Genomic DNA, 18,500 nt, shown 5'->3' with positions numbered 1-18,500 from the left:
CCCGTCAGATGGCCACGTTCTGGAGCTTCTTGCGACGGCCGTAGATCAGCGTCGCCAGTGCACGCGATACGGTGATCGCGGTGAACATGGAAGCGAAAATACCGATGATCATGGTCAGCGCGAAGCCCTTCAGCGGACCGGTACCGAATGCGAACAGCGCCACACCGACGATCAGGCCGGTCAGGTTGGCGTCGAGGATGGTGCCCGATGCCCGCTCGTAACCGGTCACGATCGCGGTCTTGCCCGGCACGCCGGCACGCAGCTCTTCACGGATACGTTCGTTGATCAGCACGTTGGCGTCGACCGACAGACCGACCGACAACGCCAGACCGGCAAAGCCCGGCAGGGTCATGGTTGCGCCGAACAGCGACATCACCGCCACCACGATCAGCAGGTTGAACAGCATCGCGACCGAGGTGATCAGGCCGAACATGCGGTAGTAGATGGTAAAGAACACCAGCGTGAACATGAACGCGTAGACCACCGCGGTGATGCCGTTCTTGACGTTCTCCGCACCCAGGCTCGGGCCGACCACACGCTCTTCGACGAAGTCCATCGGCGCAGCCAGCGAGCCCGACTTCAGCAGCTTGGCCAGGTCTTCGGCTTCCTTCTTCTGCAGACCGGTGGTCTGGAAGTTCTTGCCGAACACGCCGTTGATGTTGGCCACCGAGATCACTTCCTCGTTGACCTTGAAGCCACGCACTTCCTGGCCGTCAACCACGGTCACGGTCGGCACGCGCTCGGTGTAGACCACTGCCATCGGCTTGTTCACGTTGGCGCTGGTGAAGTCGAACATGCGCTGTCCACCGACGTTGTTCAGCGTCACGCTGACTGCCGGGGTGCCACTGGTGGAGTCGGTCACCGCCTGCGCGGCCACCATCTGGTCACCGGTGACGATCACGCGCTTGTTCAGCAGCACCGGACCGCCGTTGTCACGACGCTGGTAGACCTTGGCTTCCGGCGGGATACGACCCGACGCGATGGCATCCTGCGCGTTGCCATCCACAACCGCCCGGTATTCCAGGGTGGCGGTGGCACCGATCATGCGCTTGGCTTCGGCGGTGTCCTGCACGCCCGGCAGCTGCACCACCACGCGGTCGGCGCCCTGGCGCTGGATGATCGGCTCGGACACGCCGAGCTGGTTCACGCGGTTGCGCAGAGTGTTGATGTTCTGCTCGATCGCGCCGTTGGCGATCTGCGCGATCTCGGCTTCCGGAATGGAGACCGTGATGCGGTTGCCGCTGACGTCGTAGCCGAGCGTCGGCTGCGCCTTGGCCAGCGCGGCGCGGGCACGGGTACCGGCGTCTTCACCGGCCGACGGGCTCAGGTTGGCGACGATGGTGTTGTCGGCGCGACGCTCGACCGACTGGTAGGCGATGCGTGCATCACGCAGGGTGCTGCGCACGTCTTCGGTGTAGGCATCCAGGCGCTTGTCCAGCGCGGCCTTCTGGTCGACCTGCAGCACGAAGTGCACGCCGCCCTGCAGATCCAGGCCCAGCACCATCGGGCGACCGCCGAGCTTGGCCAGCCAGTCCGGCACGGTCGAGGCCAGATTCAGGGCCACCGTGTAGTTCTCGCCCACGCTGTCACGCAGCGCATCGCTGGCGGCGGACTGCGACTTCAGGTCCGACAGGCGGACGATCAGGCTGTCCCCTTCCTTCTCTGCGCCGAGCGTGGTGACACCGGCCTTCTTCAGGTCGGCCAGCACACGGTCACGCAGCGCATCGTCGATCTGGCCGCCACGGTTGGCGGTGATCTGGATGGCCGGGTCCTTCTGGTAGATGTTGGGCAGTGCGTACAGCGCGCTGAGCGCCAGTACGATCACGATGACGACGTACTTCCAGCGTGGAAATTCGAGCATTGCTTGGGTCCCGCGCGGCGCCATCCCCGGCGCCGCGGTTGTGCTTCAGAAAGGGAGTGGCTTACTTGGCCGAATCCAGGGTGCCGGTCGGCAGCACGCTGCCGACAGCGCCCTTCTGCACGCGGATGCGCACGTTCTCGGCCACTTCGACGGTGACGAAGTTGTCGCCGATATCGGTGACCTTGCCGGCGATGCCGCCGTTGGTCAGCACTTCGTCGCCGCGCTTGATCTTCTCCAGCATGGACTTGTGCTCCTTCTGCCGCTTCATCTGCGGGCGGATCATCAGGAAGTACATGATGGCGATCAGGATGATCGGGAACAGCAGCGTGGTCAGGCCCATGCCCTGCGGTTGGCCGCCAGCGGCCTGGGCGTGGGCGGCGGGAATCAGGAAGGCAAGCAGGTTCATCGTTGGTCCTTTGGTTGGGCGGCGCTTCGGCCGTTTCACGGGCACGAGGTGTCGACCGCGGATCTGGGTCAGCCTTGAAGTATGCCACGGCCCCGGGCATTCGTCCTTGGGCCGTTTGGCAGGGGGTGCTGCGGGTTTACAGGGGCGGCGCTACCGCCCCGCGTGCTGCGTAGAAGGACTCGCGGAAGGCCAGGAAGGTTCCCGCCTCGATGGCCGCGCGGATGTCGGCCATCAGTTTTTCGTAATAGAAGAGGTTGTGCTGGGTGCCTAGCATCGGCGCCAGCATCTCGTTGCAGCGGTCCAGATGGCGCAGGTACGAGCGGGTATAGCCGCCGGCGCAGGCCACGCAGCCACAGCCCGGCTCGATCGGGTCCATGTCCCGCGCGTACTGTGAATTGCGGATGCGGACGGTGCCGAACGAGGTGAAATAGTGGCCGTTGCGCGCATTGCGGGTCGGCATCACGCAATCGAACATGTCCACGCCACGTGCGACACCCTCGACCAGGTCCTCAGGGCGGCCGACGCCCATCAGGTAGCGCGGACGGTCGGCGGGCAATTCGGGGTCCAGATGGTCGAGCATGGCGTTGCGCTCGTCTTCCGGCTCACCCACGGCCAGGCCGCCGATGGCATAGCCGTCGAAGCCGATCCCCTGCAGGGCCTCGGCCGAGCGGCTGCGCAGGTCCGTATGCACCCCGCCTTGGACGATGCCGAACAGGGCCGCGTCGTTGCCGAGTTCATCATGGGCGTTGCGGCTGCGCTGGGCCCAGCGCAGGCTCAGCTCCATCGAGCGGCGGGCGACGTCCTCGGTGGCCGGGTACGGCGTGCACTCGTCGAAGATCATCACCACGTCCGAATCGAGCACCTTCTGGATCTTCATGCTCTCTTCCGGCCCCAGGAACACGCGGGCACCGTCGGTCGGCGAGGCGAAGGTCACGCCCTGCTCGGTGATCTTGCGGCGGTGGGCCAGCGAGAACACCTGGAAGCCGCCGGAGTCGGTCAGGATCGGGCCATCCCAGCGGCAGAAGCCGTGCAGGCCGCCATGGTCGGCGATGATGTCCAGGCCCGGGCGCAGATACAGGTGGAAGGTGTTGCCGAGGATGATCTCGGCGCCCAGTGCCCGCACCTGGTCCGGCAGAATGCCCTTGACCGAGCCATAGGTCCCCACCGGCATGAAGGCCGGCGTTTCCACCGTGCCGCGCGGGAAGGTCAGGCGGCCACGGCGGGCGCGGCCATCACGGGTCTGGAGCTGAAACTGCAATCGGGACATGGAGCGGTCGTTCGGGCAAATAGTCGCCCATTGTCTCCCAAAACCGCCTTTTCTGCTCCGGTAGCGCCGGACCATGCCCGGCGGATGACCCGCAACTCCGCCACGCCGGGCATGGCCCGGCGCTACCCACCTCAGCCCTACCCCGCCTGCGGGAACAGCAGCATCGCGTCGCCGTAGCTGAAGAAGCGATAACGCTGCTCGATCGCGTGCTGGTAGGCCTCGAACACCCGCTCCTTACCGGCGAAGGCCGAGATCATCATCAGCAGCGTGCTTTCCGGCAGGTGGAAGTTGGTCACCATCGCGTCGACGCTGCGGATCCGGTAGCCCGGGGTGATGAAGATCTGCGTTTCGCCGGCGAACGGCAGCAGTTCGCCATCGCGCATCGCGCTTTCCAGCGCGCGCACCACGGTAGTGCCCACGCCGATCACCCGGCCACCGGCCGCACGCGTGCGCCGCACCTGCTGCACCAGCTCGGCACCGACGTTCAGCCACTCGCGGTGCATCACGTGGTCCTTCAGGTCATCGGCGCGCACCGGCTGGAAGGTGCCCGCGCCCACGTGCAGGGTGACGTGGCCGAAATCCACGCCCTTGTCCTTCAGTGCCGCCAGCAGCGCCTCATCGAAGTGCAGGCCGGCGGTCGGCGCCGCCACCGCGCCCACTTCGCGGGCAAACACGGTCTGGTAGCGCTCGCGATCGTCCACGCCCGGCTCACGCTGGATGTAAGGTGGCAACGGCAGCCGGCCAGCGTGCAGCAGCCACTGTTCCAGCGACTCCGGCACATGGAACTGCAGCACATAGAACTCGCCATCGCGGCCCAGCACCTCGGCTTCGCCTCCGGCATCCAGGGCGATGCGGCTGCCGGCCTTCGGCGACTTGCTGGCACCGACCTGGGCCCGGGCCTGCTGGCCGCCGAGCAGGCGCTCGATCAGGATCTCCACGCGGCCACCGCTGGCCTTCTGCCCGAACAGGCGCGCCGGAATCACCCGGGTGTCGTTGAACACCAGCAGGTCGCCCGGCTGCAGCAGCGACGGCAGGTCGCGCACCTGTAGATCGGTGAAGGCAGCCGGCGCCGGCGGCACCAGCAGCAGACGGCTCGCCGAGCGTTCGGCCAAGGGTGCCTGGGCGATCAGTTCGGCCGGCAGGTCGTAATGGAAATCGGACTTCTTCAAGGCAGTGGACGGCAACAGGTCGACAATGGCGCGCATTGTACGTCCAGCGTCTGCGAGCCTGCGCAGCGGACCTCGAACGTCGCGCAAAATGCTGCTATGCAGCAGTCTTTTGCGGGGTTATCGCGCAAAAAAACAAGTGCTAGCATCGACGAGGAAGTCCGCTGCACGAGCCCGCCCCAAGCGCGCGTAAAGACGCGCGTTTTGCTTTTGAAGGCCCGTGCGACCCAACGTTTCAGGAGATCTGCAATGAGCTTCATCGAACGCCTCGCCCCCCTCCGCGCCCAGCCCGGCACCCGCCTCACCAACGGCCTGGATGACGCAACCCTGACCGCCCTCGCCGCCAACCATCCGCAACTGGTTGCCGCAGTCGATGCCGCTGCTGCCGAATTCGCGCGCGTGCAGGGCGAGCTGGGGCCGCTGCTGGCACAGGATGAGCAGGCGCAGATCGATGCCATGCAGGACGGCTTCGTCAATTTCTACGCCGATGATGCGGTGACCCCGTACGTGGCGCTGGCCGCACGTGGCCCGTGGGTGGTCACCCTGAAGGGCGCGGTGCTGTATGACGCCGGTGGCTACGGCATGCTCGGCTTCGGCCATACCCCCGATGCGGTCATGGAGGCGATGTCACGGCCGCAGGTGATGGCCAACATCATGACCCCCAGCCTGTCCCAGCAGCGCTTCATCACCGCGCTGCGGGCCGAGATCGGCCACCGTCGTGGCGGCTGCCCGTTCACCCGCTTCATGTGCCTGAATTCCGGCTCCGAAGCGGTTGGCCTGGCCGCGCGCATCGCCGACGTCAACGCCAAGCTGCAGACCGACCCGGGCGCCCGCCATGCCGGTGCGGCGATCAAGCGGGTGGTCATCAAGGGCAGCTTCCACGGCCGTACCGACCGCCCGGCGCTGTATTCCGATTCCAGCCGCAAGACCTACATGCAGCACCTGGCCAGCTACCGTGGCGAGGAGTCGGTGATCACCGTCGCCCCGTACGACGAGGCCGGGCTGCGCAAGGTGTTCGAGGATGCCGCGCAGAACAACTGGTTCATCGAAGCGGTGTTCCTGGAGCCGGTGATGGGTGAAGGTGACCCGGGCCGCTCCGTGCCGCCGGCGTTCTATGCGCTGGCCCGCGAACTGACCCGTGCCCACGGCAGCCTGCTGCTGCTGGACTCGATCCAGGCCGGCCTGCGCGCCCATGGCGTGCTGTCGGTGGTCGACTATCCGGGCTTCGAAGGCCTGGATGCGCCGGACATGGAAACCTATTCCAAGGCGCTCAACGCCGCGCAGTACCCGCTGTCGGTGCTGGCGGTGACCGAGCACGCCGCGCAGCTGTACCGCAAGGGCATCTACGGCAACACCATGACCAGCAACCCGCGTGCGCTGGACGTGGCCTGCGCCACCTTGGCCCAGCTGACCCCGCAGGTCCGCGCGGCGATCTCCGAGCGCGGTGCTGAGGCCGTGCGCAAGCTGGAGCAGCTGAAGAACGAGCTGGGCGGCCTGATCACCAAGGTGCAGGGCACCGGCCTGCTGTTCTCCTGCGAGCTGGCCCCGCAGTTCAAGTGCTATGGCGCCAATTCCACCGAGGAATGGCTGCGCCAGCACGGCATCAACGTGATCCACGGCGGCGAGAACTCGCTGCGCTTCACCCCGCACTTCGGCATGGACAGCAGCGAGCTGGACCTGCTGGTGGGCATGGTGGGCCGCGCGCTGCGTGAAGGACCCCGCCGCGAGCAGGCTGCCGCTGCGTAACCGCAGACCTTCGTAGAGCCGGGCGCTGCCCGGCTGAAGGCCGACGGGCTGGCGGTGATCTGAACGAAATGCCGCCGGGCATGGCCCGGTGCTACAGAGAACATCGGTAAGGCCTCATAATTGCCCGGACACCCCGCCCTGCGACCGGCTTCACTGGTCGACTGCGGGGCGTTTTCGTTTCCGGCCAAGACAGGAAGATCCATGAAGTCGATCTGTGTGTACTGCGGTTCCAACGCTGGCAGCAAGCCGGTCTACACCGAACGCGCCATTGCGCTGGGCGACCGCATCGCCCGCGACGGCATGCGCCTGGTGTACGGCGGCGGCAATGTCGGCCTGATGGGCACCGTGGCCAATGCCGTGCTCGCCGCCGGCGGTGAGGTCACCGGCGTGATTCCGCGCCAGCTGGCCGACTGGGAAGTGGCCCATCGCGGCCTGACCGAACTGGAGATCGTCGGTTCGATGCATGAGCGCAAGTCGCGCATGTTCGATCTGTCCGATGGCTTCGTCGCCCTGCCCGGCGGCTTCGGCACCATGGAAGAGATCTTCGAGATGCTGACCTGGCGCCAGCTCGGCATCGGCAACAAGCCCTGCGCGTTCCTCGACGTGGACGGCTTCTACGCACCGCTGATCGGCATGATCGATCGCATGGTGGAAGAGCGCTTCCTGCACCCCGAGCAGCGCCAGGACCTGTGGTACGGCTCGGACATCGAGGAGATGCTGGCCTGGATGAAGAACTACCAGCCGGCCCAGGCCTCGAAGTGGATCGACGAGAAGCGCCGCGCGGCGCTGCGTTGAAGACTGCGTGCGCGGTGGCTCAGGCCGCCGCGCGCGTCCACGGTGCCGGCCGGCCCAGCAGGTAACCCTGGCCGTAGTCGCAGCCGAGCTCGAACAGCGTGTCACGCTGCGCCTCGGTCTCGATGCCTTCGCCGATCGTCTCGATGCCCAGCGTGCGTGCCAGTGACAGCACGCCCTCCACCAGCGCGCGCGTACTCTGCGCCTCCGGCCCGTGCAGGCCGGCAATGAAGCTCTGGTCGATCTTCAACGTGCTGATCGGGAAGCGGTGCAGGTAGGACAGCGCCGAGAAGCCGGTACCGAAATCGTCCAGCTGCACCTGGATGCCGCGTTCGCGCAGGCCCTTGAGGATGTGCAGCGTATGCGGACCATCGTCGAGCAGCGCGACCTCGGTGATTTCCAGGCGCAGCCGCTGTGGGTCCGCGTTGCACGCCTCCAGCAATCCATACAGCCGTCCGCTGAACTCGGCGGAGCGGAAATGCCGTGGCGACACGTTGACTGAAACATAGCCACGCCCGCCGTCGGCGAGGCCGGCAATGACCTGCTCGTAAATCAGCCAGTCGACCTGTTCGATCAGGCCACTTTCCTCGCCCAGTTCCAGGAACGCGCCCGGCAGCAGCAGGCCGCGGCGCTCATGCTTCCAGCGCAGCAGGGCCTCGTGGCCAACCACTTCGCCATCGGACAGGCGCACGATCGGCTGGTAGAACGGCACGAAATCACGGTTGTTGATCGCCCGCCGCAGGTCAGCCTCAAGATCCAGACTGCGCAGCGCCTGCTCGCGCATCTCCTCGTCGAAGATCGAGCAGCGGTCGTGGCCCTGCGCCTTGGCCCGGTACATCGCCGCATCGGCGTCGCGCAGCAGTTCTTCACCGGTGCGATAACGCGGGTTCCACAGGGCGATGCCCAGGCTGCCGGAGGGAAACAGCTCCCGACCGGCGATCCACATCGACTCCTGCAGTGCCAACAACAACCGCTGGCCGAAATCCAGCGCCTGCGCCAGCCCGTCCGGGCATTGCAGCAGCACGGCGAACTCATCGCCGCCCAAGCGCGCAACCACGTCGTTGTCACCCGCCATCGATACGATGCGCTTGGCCACTTCCACCAGCATGCGATCGCCGGCGGCGTGGCCGATGCTGTCGTTGACCAGCTTGAAGCGGTCAAGGTCCAGGAACAGCACCGCGAACACCGGGCCGCCTTCGCGCCGGGCCAGCGCGAGCGCATCCTGCAGCCTGTCCAGCAGATGCAGGCGGTTGGGCAGCCCGGTCAGCGCGTCGTGCATGGCCTGATGGGTGAGGCGCTGCTCGGCGCGAAGGCGTTCGCCGATCTGGCCCAGCAGCTTCTCGTTGACCTCGCCCAGTTCGCGGGTGCGCTCTTCCACCCGTTTTTCCAGCTCGGCATGCGCCGAGCGCAGGCGCTGCTGGTCGCGCTGGCGCGCAAGACCGGTGCCGATGTTCTGTGCGACGAAAATCAGCAGGCGCTGGTCATGCACACTGAAGGCGATCTGCTCGGTGTAGCTCTGCACCACGATCGCGCCGACCACTTCGTCGTCGCGCAGCAGCGGCACACCGAGCCAGCACTGCGAACGTGCGCCGGATTCACGTACCTCGCCGGTTTCCAGCAGCGCATCGATCTGTGCACGCGAGGCCAACAGGGGTCGCCGATGGCGGACCACATATTCGGTCAACCCTCGGCTGAACGCGCGCGGTGCACGACTCGCGTTGTGCTCGTCTACCGAATAGACGAAATCCAGCCCATCGCCCTCGGCATTGACCAGCGCGATGTAGAAGTTGCGCGCATCCAGCAAGCGCCCGACCACACCGTGGACCTGCCCGTAGAACTGCGCCAGGCTGTCGGCCGACATCGCCATCTCGGCAATGTTGTACAGCGCGGTCTGCAGCTGCTCTGCACGACGGCGCTCGGCCACTTCATCCTGCAGGCTGAGATTGGCGCGCTGCAGCTCCTGCGTGCGCCGTTCCACCTGCTGCTCCAGCCGCACCTGCGCCTGGCGACGATCCATGGCGGTCTGCACGTGCTGGGCGACAAAACCCAGCAGCGCCCGTTCGGCTTCGCCGTAGCGGTCGGCGTGCTCGTAACTCTGCACCACGATCGCACCACACACGCGGCCATCGCGCAGCATCGGCACGCCCAGCCAGTCCAGGCTTTCCGGGCCGCGCTGCGGGTCGTGCTCCTGGTCTACCCGCGCCAGCAGTTCGCGCGAAGGCCCGCTCAGCGGCCGGCCATGCCGCAGCAATGCCACGGTCAGGCTGCGCGGCATCTGGTCGATGTCGTAGCTCTGTGCAGGATCGGCAACGAAGTCATCTACCTGGTCGGCGAAGTACAGGAAGCGGATCTGCCGGCGGGCATCGTCATACTCGACGATGTAGCAGTTCTGCGCATACATCAGCGTGCCCAGTACGCCATGGACGTGGCGCAGCATCTCGCCCATTTCCAGGTCGGCACCGGCCAGGTCGGCAATCTGGAACAAGGCCTGCTGCAACCGCTCGGCCTGTTCCAGCGCCTTGATCTGACCCGCCTGGCGGTCGCGCTGCAAGGCCAGCTCCATCGCCTGCCGGGCCAGCCCCCACCAGGCCGGGGAGGGTGTCGCCCCGCTCACCGACAGAAGCAGCCGGGCGCCGTCGTACTCCCAGCCATGACGGCCTTCGGCATGGTCGGCCAACGGCTGCCAGACGTTCTCGCCGCCGCCTCCGATCGGCCAACCGCCCTGCCCGCTGCCGAGCTGCGGATCGTCCCAACCGACGCGCACGACCGCCGTTTCCGGCAGCAGCGCATGAAGCGCGCGCACCAGCGCCGCGCTCAGCACAGGCTCGTTGTGTGACGCTTCCAGCGCGCGGTCGGCTTCGGTGGACAAATGACGTTCTCTTGGCGCCGCCTGAGCGCCGCCTCCCCTGAATTACCGAGCATAACGCGCCACCCGGGGGGCAATGGAAGCCCGGTAACCCCGAAACGTGCCGTCGGGCGTTTTTCCTGTCGATCCTCTCCTGATTCCCGCCGTGACCGTCGCCCTGTCCCACGCCATCGCCGGCTATGCGCCACCGCCTGCAGGGCTTACCCTGTACGACGTGGATGCCAGCGCCCTGCCAACCGATGAAGCCTTGATGCTGGCCTGGGCCGCCGGTGACGTGCACGCGTTTGAAAGCCTGTATGCACGTCATCGCAAGCGCCTGTTCGGCTTCCTGCTGCGGCAGCTGCGCGACACCGCGCTGGCCGAGGAGATGTTCCAGGACGTCTGGCAACGGGTGATCAGCGCACGGGCCGGCTGGCAGGCCGACGCGGCCTTCAGCACCTGGCTGTTCCGCATCGCCCACAACCGCCTGAACGACCACTGGCGCGCCGCCCGCCATCGCCCTGCTGCACCGGCCGATGCCGATCTGCGCCTGGCTGCGCTGGAGGATGGGCAGAGCCCGGAAGCGGAACTGTCCGAATTCGAACAACGTCGCCGCATCCAACTGGCGATGGAAGAGCTGCCCGCAGAACAGCGTGAAGTGCTGCAGCTGCGGCTGGAACAGGAACTGAGCCTGGAGGAGATTGGCCAGATCACCGGCGTTGGCCGGGAAACCGTGAAATCGCGGCTGCGCTATGCGATGGACAAGCTGCGTGCGGGACTGAACGCATGAACCGAGACGATCCCCTGACCCCGGAAGAACGCGAGCTGGCACGCCTGCTTGGGCGACGCGCCGAACAGGGCCCTCCGCCGGCGCTGGACGCCGCGATCCTGGCCGCTGCGCGTGCGGCCGTGGAGGCGCCGGCCTCTGAGGCGACTCCGCTGCCGGCGGCACCGCGCACGCTGCGCCCGCGCCGCCGCTGGCCGGCCGTCTTCGGCGTGGCCGCATCGACGGTGTTCGCCGTGGGCATCGCCTGGCAGATGCGTCCAGAGCCGCCGTCGGCCCCTGCGGAGGCGGTTGCCACCGCGCCGGCTGCACAGGAAATGGCCGCCGATGCGAACGCCGAAGGCATGTCCTACGACAGCGCGGCCGCCGACGTCGCAGCCACTGAACCGGCACCTGCACCGACAGCAGCACCTGCGGCCGCTGAGGCAGCACCGGCTCCGGCAGCGGCCATCGCAGACGTGCCGAAACCCGCGCCCGTGACACCGCGGCAGTTGCCTGCCCCGATGATGGCGCCGGCACCGCCACCTGCGCCCGCAGCCGACACGGCCTTTGCCGCGCCTGCGATGCCTGCGGCAGCGCCGCCCGCACAGGAAGCCTATTCGGCGCCTGCGCCGGCCGCCGCGCCTGCGGCTCCTCCCGCCGCGATGAGGGCGCGCAAGGCCACTGCGGCGACGGCGGAATCAATGTCCTCCGCACAGGCCACGGCCGAAGACCGCATCACGCTCACTGCGTCCAAGCAGGACGCGGCCGGCAGAACCGCACCTGGCGTCATGCGCCGCGCCAGCGATGCCGGCCTCAGCGCGGAGGCCGTGCAGGCCGAAGTGCAGGCCGACGCCGGGCTGCCCCGCCGGCAATGGCTGCAGAAGATCCGCGAGCGTCGCGACGCCGGCCAGCGTGACCTGGCCCGGGCGAGCCTGGAGCGCTACCTGCAGACCTATCCCGAGGCGCGACTGCCAAAGGATGTGCGGCCATTGCTGGACGACTGAGGCACGTCGGCGGCAAGCCCGTAGAATGAAGGGAATGCCCGATACCCTCGCCCAACCGGTCAGCTACACCCTCGACGTCAAGCACAGCCGCTTCATCGCGCATGCCGCGCCGATCGAGGGTGCGTCTGCTGCGCTGGCCTTTCTGCAGGAGGTGGCCGTGGCCGATGCGACCCACAACTGCTGGGCCTACCGGCACGGCCAGGACTATCGCTCCAGCGACGATGGCGAACCGGCCGGCACCGCTGGCCGGCCGATCCTGGCCGCCATTGATGGCCAGGGATTCGACCGGGTGATGGTGGTGGTCACCCGTTGGTTCGGCGGCATCAAGCTGGGCGCCGGTGGCCTGGTCCGCGCGTACGGCGGCGCCGCTGCCGAATGCCTGCGCACCGCGCCACGCCTGCCGCTGGTCGCGATGGCGCGGCTGCAGCTGCTGGCCGGATTCGAGGATCTGGGCGCACTGCACGCGGCCCTGCCCGCCCATGCCGCCGAAAAGCGCGATGAACAGTTCGATGCCAATGGCGTGAGATTGCGGGTGGAATTGCCCGCCGACCAGGTCGACGCATTGAAAATCCGCCTGCGCGACGCCACCCGTGATCGTATCCGTATCCAAGATGACCCCCTCGATGACTGACAAGGACGCACCGGCCTCCGACCCGGCCACCCCGCCGCTGCGCCGACTGGGCAGCCTGCGTACGCTGTGGCCGTTCGTGCGCCGCCACAGCGGCTTGTTCAGCGCCTGGCTGCTGGCCCTGGCCGTTTCTTCGGCGGCGACCCTGAGCCTGCCGCCGGCCGTGAAGCAGATGATCGACCACGGCTTCAGCAGCGGCGGCCAGATCAACCGTGCCTTTGCGCTACTGATGCTGGTGGCGGTGGTGCTGGCGCTGGCGACGGCCGCACGTTTCTACTTTGTTTCGTTGCTCGGCGAGAAGGTCGTGGCGGATCTGCGCAGCCGCCTCTACGCGCACCTGATCCAGCTCGGCGCTGGCTTCCACGACCGCAGCCGCAGCGGCGAACTGGTGTCGCGCCTGACTGCCGACAGCGAACTGCTGCGCAGCGTGGTCGGCTCGACCATGTCCGTGGCGCTGCGCAGCAGCGTCACCGTGGTCGGCAGCCTGGCGATGCTGTTCGTCACCAGCCCACGGCTGGCCGCCTGGTCGCTGCTCGGCATTCCGCTGGCGGTGCTGCCGATCATCATCGGCGCGCGCAAACTGCGCGTTGTCGCCCGCAGCAGCCAGGACCGTATCGCCGATGCCAACAGCCTGGCCAGCGAAACGCTGGGCGCGGTGCGCACGGTGCAGGCGCATGCGCGCGAACCTTATGAACGCGGCCGTTTCGACCATGCGCTGGGCGATGCGATCCGCGCCGCACGCCGGCGCATCGGCGCGCAGTCGCTGGTCACCGCCAGCGCCATCCTGCTGGTGTTCGGCGCGATTGTCGGCGTGTTGTGGCTGGGCGCGCACGACGTCATCGACGGGCGCCTCAGCGCCGGCACGCTGGGTCAGTTCGTGCTGTACGCACTGATCGGCGGTGGTTCGGTCGGTGCGTTGGCCGAAGTATGGAATGAACTGCAGCGCGCGTCCGGCGGCATGGGCCGCATCGGCGAGCTGCTGCAGGAAGACATCGAGATCCGTGCGCCGGCCACGCCGCGTGCGATGCCGCAGCCACTGCGTGGCGAAATCCACTTCGACGACGTGGTGTTCAACTACCCGCAGCGACCGGACCAGGCCGCACTGGACCATTTCAACCTGCACGTGCGACCGGGTGAAACCGTCGCCCTGGTTGGCCCCTCAGGCGCCGGCAAGAGCACGGTGCTGTCGATGCTGCTGCGCTTCCACGATCCGGCCGCCGGGCGCATCTGCGTGGACGGCATCGATGTGCGCGACGTCGATCCGGCCGCGCTTCGCGCACAGCTTGCGCTGGTGCCGCAGCAGCCGACGTTGTTCGCCGCCAGCGCACGCGACAACATCCGCTATGGCCGGCTGGAGGCCAGCGACGCCGAAGTGGAAGAGGCAGCCCGTGCCGCCGAGGCCGACGCCTTCCTGCGTGCGCTGCCGCAGGGTTACGACAGCGAACTGGGCGAGCGCGGTGCCCGCCTGTCCGGTGGCCAGCAGCAGCGCGTGGCGATCGCCCGTGCCTTGCTGAAGGACGCACCGATCCTGCTGCTCGACGAAGCCACCAGCGCGCTGGACGCGCAGAGCGAGCACGGCGTGCAGCAGGCACTGGAACGATTGATGGCCGGGCGCACCACGGTGGTCATCGCCCACCGGCTGGCGACCGTGCTGAAGGCCGACCGCATCGTGGTGATGGACCACGGTCGCATCGTGGCCGAGGGCACGCATGCGGAGCTGCTGGCTGAAGGCGGCCTGTACGCCGAGCTTGCACGCCTGCAGTTCATCGATTGATGACGGCCGGCTAACACCGGCCGGCTCACTCTGACGTCGTAGCGATGAACCACTGAAGGAGGTCGAACATGTCGTTCCGTCAGTTCCCTGCTGTCGACAGCAATGGTGAAAGCCACATCATCATCGAGTTCAAGCCCGAAGCCAGCGGCAGCGGGCATGGCTCCGAGACGACGCCGCGTTATGAACTCGACGACGGCCGCCAGCTGGTGCGCAACGGCCGCGAATTCACCACCAGCGGTGGTGAGGTCAGGCTGTCGATCTAGCGGTCCGCTATAGCGCCGAGCCCAGCTCGTCTCAGCCGTTGGCTCCGTCAAAAAAAGGTTGGTCATTTTTTGACCAACCATCTTGACAACCTTGCCCGCCAAGGCCTGCAGCTGGTTATCCACATGTTTGCGCAGAAGCCATCCACACGCCCTGTGGATGAATGTCCTATGCAAGCACCCGGCCGATCCCGCTGGCGTCCACCTCGGCGGCGGCCGCCGCGATAGCCCCTGGCTCGCTGCCCGCCACGAAGCCGATACGGAAATGTACTTCGCCGGCGGGCGTGCGCGAGGAATGGATCGAGGCCAGGCTGATGCCATGCTGCTCGAACACGTTGAGCAGTTCGCGCAACGAACCCGCGCGGTCTTCAGGCAGATGCACCGACAGTGCGTTGCGCTCGGTCAGGTCGGCCAGCAGATAGCCGACGCGCTCGAAGGTGTAGTTTCCCGCAGCCAGCGCCTGATCACCGAAGGCACTCCGATTTGCACCAAGCAGGTGTTCGCGGAATGCGCCGCGCGCGGCATCGTCGCCCTGCCCGACCTGCGCCTGCAGCGTCTGCAGCTGGCCGATCAGGCGTTGCAGCATCGGCGCCACATAGGGATTGCCGAACTGGATGTCTTCGTAGATCGCCGGATTCAACGACAGGATGCGCGAGATGATCGCCGTATCCAGTTCGAATGAAGCCGATCGATACGGCAGCATCGCCTCCAGCGTGCCCAGCTGCGGCTGGTACTCGCGCAGCACACCCGCCTGGGCCAGATGGGTCGCATGCACCATCGCCTGCACCAGCGCCATCATCTGGTCATGGTGCTGCGGCGTGGCCCGCACGCACTCTGCCTGCAGCGCCTGGCACAACGCGTCGACCCAGGGCCGCCACTGCTGCAGCCGGGCCTCGCAGACCACCATCACCCGGCCCTTCAGGGTCGGCGCCTTGGGCGGCGCCGTCATCGGATGCAGACCCACTACCTCGGCGCGCGAGGCCAGCATCGCCTGCACCGGCGCTTCCTTCACCGAGGTTACGTCCAGCCACAAGCGTTCCTGCTCGCGGCCAGCCGACAGGCGCGTGTACTCGGCGATCAACGCGGACGTGTGCCGGATGGGTGCGGAGAACACCAGCACATCGGCCTGTTCCAGCAGCTGCTCCGGCGCATGCGAATCCGGATCGGCCGGATCGTGGCCGATCACCTGCACCTGCATGTGCTGTTCGAAGAAGCGGGCCAGCCAGCGCCCGTAGGCGCCGGCACTGCCGACGATGCCGACCGTGCGCGGCGTACGTTCGTGCAGCTCGCTCATGCCAGCCGTTCAGCGCGGAAGCGCATCCCGTCGGCCAACGCCGCCGGTGCGGCCGCGATCACATCGAACTCCTCGAAACCATGGGCCAGGGTCGCCTCCAACGCCGCATGGGTGCCGGCGATGGCGCGCGAGATCGCCATCTGCATCGGCTCACCGCGCAGCAGGAAGGACACCATCAGCGACATCAGCACATCGCCGGTACCGGCCACGTCGACCGGCAGCAGCGGCGAGGTCCAGCGCCAGGTTTCCTCGCGACCCACAGCCAGCGTCACCAGCTCGCCCGGATTGCCGCCGACGCTGTGGGCCAGCACCCACTGCGGGCCGCGTGCCAGCAGCGCGCGCGAGGCAGCAATGGCATCGGCTTCAGCCAGCGCGGGCATGCCGGTCAGGCGACCGAGTTCGAAGGCATTGGGGGTGACCAGCCAGGCATGCGGCAGCAGGCGCTCAGCGAAGATCGCTTCCAGGCCTGGCTCCACGTAGGGACCGGTGTGGGTATCGCCGATCACCGGGTCCAGGCAGTAGCGCAGCTGCGGGCATGCGGGCAGGATCTCGTCCAGCCAATCAGCAAACGCGGCACCATTGGCGGCGCTGCCGAAATAGCCGGACACCAGCATCTTCGCTCGCTGCGGAAGACCACGTTCGCGCGTACCGAGCAGCAGGTCGGCAAACCAGTCGCTGGGCAGCACACGGCCACGGGTGGTCTCGTAGAACGGCGCATTGCTCAACAGCGTGGTCGGGATCGAGGCCACGCGCACGCCAAGCGCGCGCATCGGGGGCAGCGCGGCGCTGTTGCCGGCATGGCCGTAGACCAGTTGTGATTGGACCGAAATGACATCGATCGGCGAAGGGCCGTCGGGCCGCTGGCGGCGGCCGTGGACCAGGTGGTTGTCGAGGGATTCGCTCATGCCCGCATTCTACGCCCAAGGGGGTTTTCGGCAGGGCTGCGCCCTGCACCTGCAGAGGCAACAGCCAAAGCCACGGCAACAGCAACAGCGGTACTCCGAGGGATGGCGGGGCACTGTGGGTTTGCGGGGCCGCCGCAAGTACGTCCTTGTAGGCTTGGTCGCCGCATCCATGCGGCTCACACCCCGCAAACCCACAGTGCCCCGCCTTCGACAGTTCCCCGCGAGCAGTAGATCCACGCCATGCGTGGATGAATCTCTTTCAGATATCGAAATCAATCTGGGGTCAGATCCGTTTTCCTACGGAAAACGGATCTGACCCCAAGAGCCATTCAATCAGTTCGCAGAAATCTGTCGAAGGCGGGGTGGGTCCGGTTGCGGGGGCGTGAGCGCCATGGATGGCGCGACCGAGCCTACAGGGACGTATTTACGGCGTCCCCCGCAACCGGACCCACCCCGCCATCCCACGGAATGCCCGCTGTTGCTTTGGCTTTGGCTGTCGCCGTTGCCGTTGCCTCGGCAGGTGCAGGGCGCAGCCCTGCAGAAGAACCCCCTCAGTGCGCAGCAGGCCTGGACGGCGGCAGCCATGCCGCGACGATACCCAGCAATGGCAGGAACGCGGTGAGCTGGTAGACGAATTCGATGCTGGTCTTGTCGGCCAACAGACCGAGCACTGCTGCACCGAGACCACCCATGCCGAAGGCGAAGCCGAAGAACAACCCGGACACCATGCCGATCCGGTGCGGCATCATTTCCTGCGCATAGACCACGATGGCCGAGAACGCGGAAGACAGCACGAAGCCGATCAGCACCGCCAGAATCGTGGTCCACAACAGATCGGCATGCGGCAGCATCAGCGCGAACGGTGCCACGCCCAGGATCGAGGCCCAGATGATCGGCTTGCGACCAATACGATCACCCAGCGGCCCACCAAAGAAACCGCCCGCCGCGGACGCCACCAGGAAGGCGAACAGATGCAGCTGCGCCTGCGCCACCGGAATGCCGAAATGATGCATCAGGTAGAAGGTGAAATAGCTGCCGATGCTGGCCATGTAGAAGTACTTGCTGAAGATCAGCACCAGCAGGATGGCCAGCACCCGGGCGATCGTGCGCGGTGGATGGCGCGCCGCGATCACGCCATGTGTTGCTGGGCGGGGAGCGCCCAGATGCAGCGAGTACCAGCGGCCGACATAGGTCAGCAGGGCAATGCCGATCAACGCTGCACCGGCGAACCACGATGCGGAATGCTGGCCGTAGGGCACGATCACCGCGGCGGCGATCAGCGGCCCCAGTGCCGTACCGAAATTGCCCCCTACCTGGAACACCGACTGCGCCAGGCCATGACGGCCGCCGGAGGCCAGGCGCGCGATGCGCGAGGCTTCCGGATGGAAGATGGCCGAACCGATGCCGACCAGCGCGGCGGCCAGCAGCACCATCGCGTAATTGGGCGCGAAGCCGAGCAGCAGCATGCCGCACAACGTCGAGGCCATGCCGATCGGCAGGGAATACGGGGCGGGCCGGCGGTCAGTGGCGAGCCCGACCAGCGGCTGGAAGATCGAGGCAGTGAGCTGGTAGGTCAGCGTGATCAGGCCGATCTGGGTAAAGCTGAGGTTGAAGCCGCCCTTGATCACCGGATAGATGGCCAGGATCAGCGACTGCATCATGTCGTTGACCATGTGCGAGCTGGAGATCGCCGCCAGCACTCCTGGCGATACGGGGCGGGCGGATACGGCGGGAGAAGCCAGAGTCGACATTGCGCACGGTCAGGATGGGGGCGAGCCGTGCATGC

15 protein-coding genes are annotated in these 18,500 nt (G+C 67.0%); 7 read left to right on the top strand and 8 right to left on the bottom strand.

The features are described from left to right. Window positions 1–4: 4 nt before the first annotated feature. The 4 genes from secD to queA all read right to left on the bottom strand — a co-directional run bounded on the left by secD (window position 5) and on the right by queA (window position 4,703). Window positions 5–1,861 carry a protein translocase subunit SecD gene (gene secD, locus QP457_RS09060; RefSeq protein ID WP_205404658.1) on the bottom strand — a complete coding sequence of 619 codons (1,857 nt, stop codon included), beginning with the start codon at window positions 1,859–1,861 and terminating at the stop codon, window positions 5–7. A gap of 61 nt (window positions 1,862–1,922) precedes the next feature. After that, a complete protein-coding gene (yajC, locus tag QP457_RS09055) occupies window positions 1,923–2,267 on the bottom strand; it encodes a preprotein translocase subunit YajC (protein ID WP_089240484.1) in 345 nt (114 codons plus the stop codon). Between the two features lie 136 nt (window positions 2,268–2,403). Next, the gene (tgt, locus tag QP457_RS09050; RefSeq protein WP_025875126.1) at window positions 2,404–3,534 is read right to left on the bottom strand and encodes a tRNA guanosine(34) transglycosylase Tgt; all 1,131 of its coding nucleotides are present in this window, start codon (window positions 3,532–3,534) and stop codon (window positions 2,404–2,406) included. Window positions 3,535–3,671: 137 nt separating this feature from the next. Continuing rightward, the gene (gene queA, locus QP457_RS09045; protein ID WP_099820217.1) at window positions 3,672–4,703 is read right to left on the bottom strand and encodes a tRNA preQ1(34) S-adenosylmethionine ribosyltransferase-isomerase QueA; all 1,032 of its coding nucleotides are present in this window, start codon (window positions 4,701–4,703) and stop codon (window positions 3,672–3,674) included. A 246-nt stretch (window positions 4,704–4,949) separates the two neighbouring features. On the opposite strand from queA, the gene QP457_RS09040 reads away from it, so the two are divergent. Next, entirely contained in the window at window positions 4,950–6,446 is a 1,497-nt protein-coding gene (locus QP457_RS09040; RefSeq protein WP_100552290.1) for an aminotransferase class III-fold pyridoxal phosphate-dependent enzyme, read from the top strand. A gap of 201 nt (window positions 6,447–6,647) precedes the next feature. After that, window positions 6,648–7,241, top strand: a complete 594-nt coding sequence (locus QP457_RS09035) for a TIGR00730 family Rossman fold protein (protein WP_025875132.1) — start codon at window positions 6,648–6,650, stop codon at window positions 7,239–7,241. 19 nt (window positions 7,242–7,260) lie between these two features. Here the strand turns inward: QP457_RS09035 and QP457_RS09030 are convergent, their stop codons facing one another. After that, window positions 7,261–10,107 carry an EAL domain-containing protein gene (locus QP457_RS09030; protein ID WP_205404659.1) on the bottom strand — a complete coding sequence of 949 codons (2,847 nt, stop codon included), beginning with the start codon at window positions 10,105–10,107 and terminating at the stop codon, window positions 7,261–7,263. 247 nt (window positions 10,108–10,354) lie between these two features. Here QP457_RS09030 and QP457_RS09025 point away from each other — a divergent pair, with 247 nt between their 5' ends. The 5 genes from QP457_RS09025 (at window position 10,355) to QP457_RS09005 (ending at window position 14,518) form a co-directional block, all read left to right on the top strand. After that, window positions 10,355–10,873 carry an RNA polymerase sigma factor gene (locus tag QP457_RS09025; protein WP_240196468.1) on the top strand — a complete coding sequence of 173 codons (519 nt, stop codon included), beginning with the start codon at window positions 10,355–10,357 and terminating at the stop codon, window positions 10,871–10,873. Then, the gene (locus tag QP457_RS09020; protein WP_205404660.1) at window positions 10,870–11,853 is read left to right on the top strand and encodes a hypothetical protein; all 984 of its coding nucleotides are present in this window, start codon (window positions 10,870–10,872) and stop codon (window positions 11,851–11,853) included. Before QP457_RS09025 ends, QP457_RS09020 begins: the two co-directional genes overlap by 4 nt. Window positions 11,854–11,887: 34 nt before the next feature. Further along, window positions 11,888–12,484 (top strand): YigZ family protein, encoded by a 597-nt coding sequence (locus QP457_RS09015; protein ID WP_180167516.1) that lies wholly within the window; start codon window positions 11,888–11,890, stop codon window positions 12,482–12,484. After that, window positions 12,477–14,255: an ABC transporter transmembrane domain-containing protein gene (locus QP457_RS09010; RefSeq protein WP_205404661.1), complete on the top strand. Its 1,779-nt coding sequence runs from the start codon at window positions 12,477–12,479 to the stop codon at window positions 14,253–14,255. Before QP457_RS09015 ends, QP457_RS09010 begins: the two co-directional genes overlap by 8 nt. Before the next feature lie 68 nt (window positions 14,256–14,323). After that, a complete protein-coding gene (locus QP457_RS09005; protein ID WP_088101408.1) occupies window positions 14,324–14,518 on the top strand; it encodes a hypothetical protein in 195 nt (64 codons plus the stop codon). A gap of 166 nt (window positions 14,519–14,684) precedes the next feature. On the opposite strand, the gene QP457_RS09000 is transcribed toward QP457_RS09005, so the two are convergent. From QP457_RS09000 to QP457_RS08990, 3 genes are all read right to left on the bottom strand, one after another. Beyond that, window positions 14,685–15,809, bottom strand: coding sequence for a prephenate dehydrogenase (locus QP457_RS09000; protein WP_205404662.1), 1,125 nt, complete (start codon window positions 15,807–15,809; stop codon window positions 14,685–14,687). Next, on the bottom strand, window positions 15,806–16,714 hold the full coding sequence (gene pdxY, locus QP457_RS08995) for a pyridoxal kinase (protein ID WP_099820190.1): 909 nt from the start codon (window positions 16,712–16,714) through the stop codon (window positions 15,806–15,808). The genes QP457_RS09000 and pdxY overlap by 4 nt, the downstream gene beginning before the upstream one ends. Before the next feature lie 551 nt (window positions 16,715–17,265). Then, on the bottom strand, window positions 17,266–18,465 hold the full coding sequence (locus QP457_RS08990) for an MFS transporter (protein WP_100552283.1): 1,200 nt from the start codon (window positions 18,463–18,465) through the stop codon (window positions 17,266–17,268). Between the last annotated feature and the right edge of the window lie 35 nt (window positions 18,466–18,500).

Source organism: Stenotrophomonas sp. As-7, from assembly GCF_030291015.1.
GTDB lineage: Bacteria > Pseudomonadota > Gammaproteobacteria > Xanthomonadales > Xanthomonadaceae > Stenotrophomonas > Stenotrophomonas lactitubi.
The sequence above is the reverse complement of the archived record's forward strand: the minus strand, read 5'-3'. Positions and strand labels throughout refer to the sequence as shown.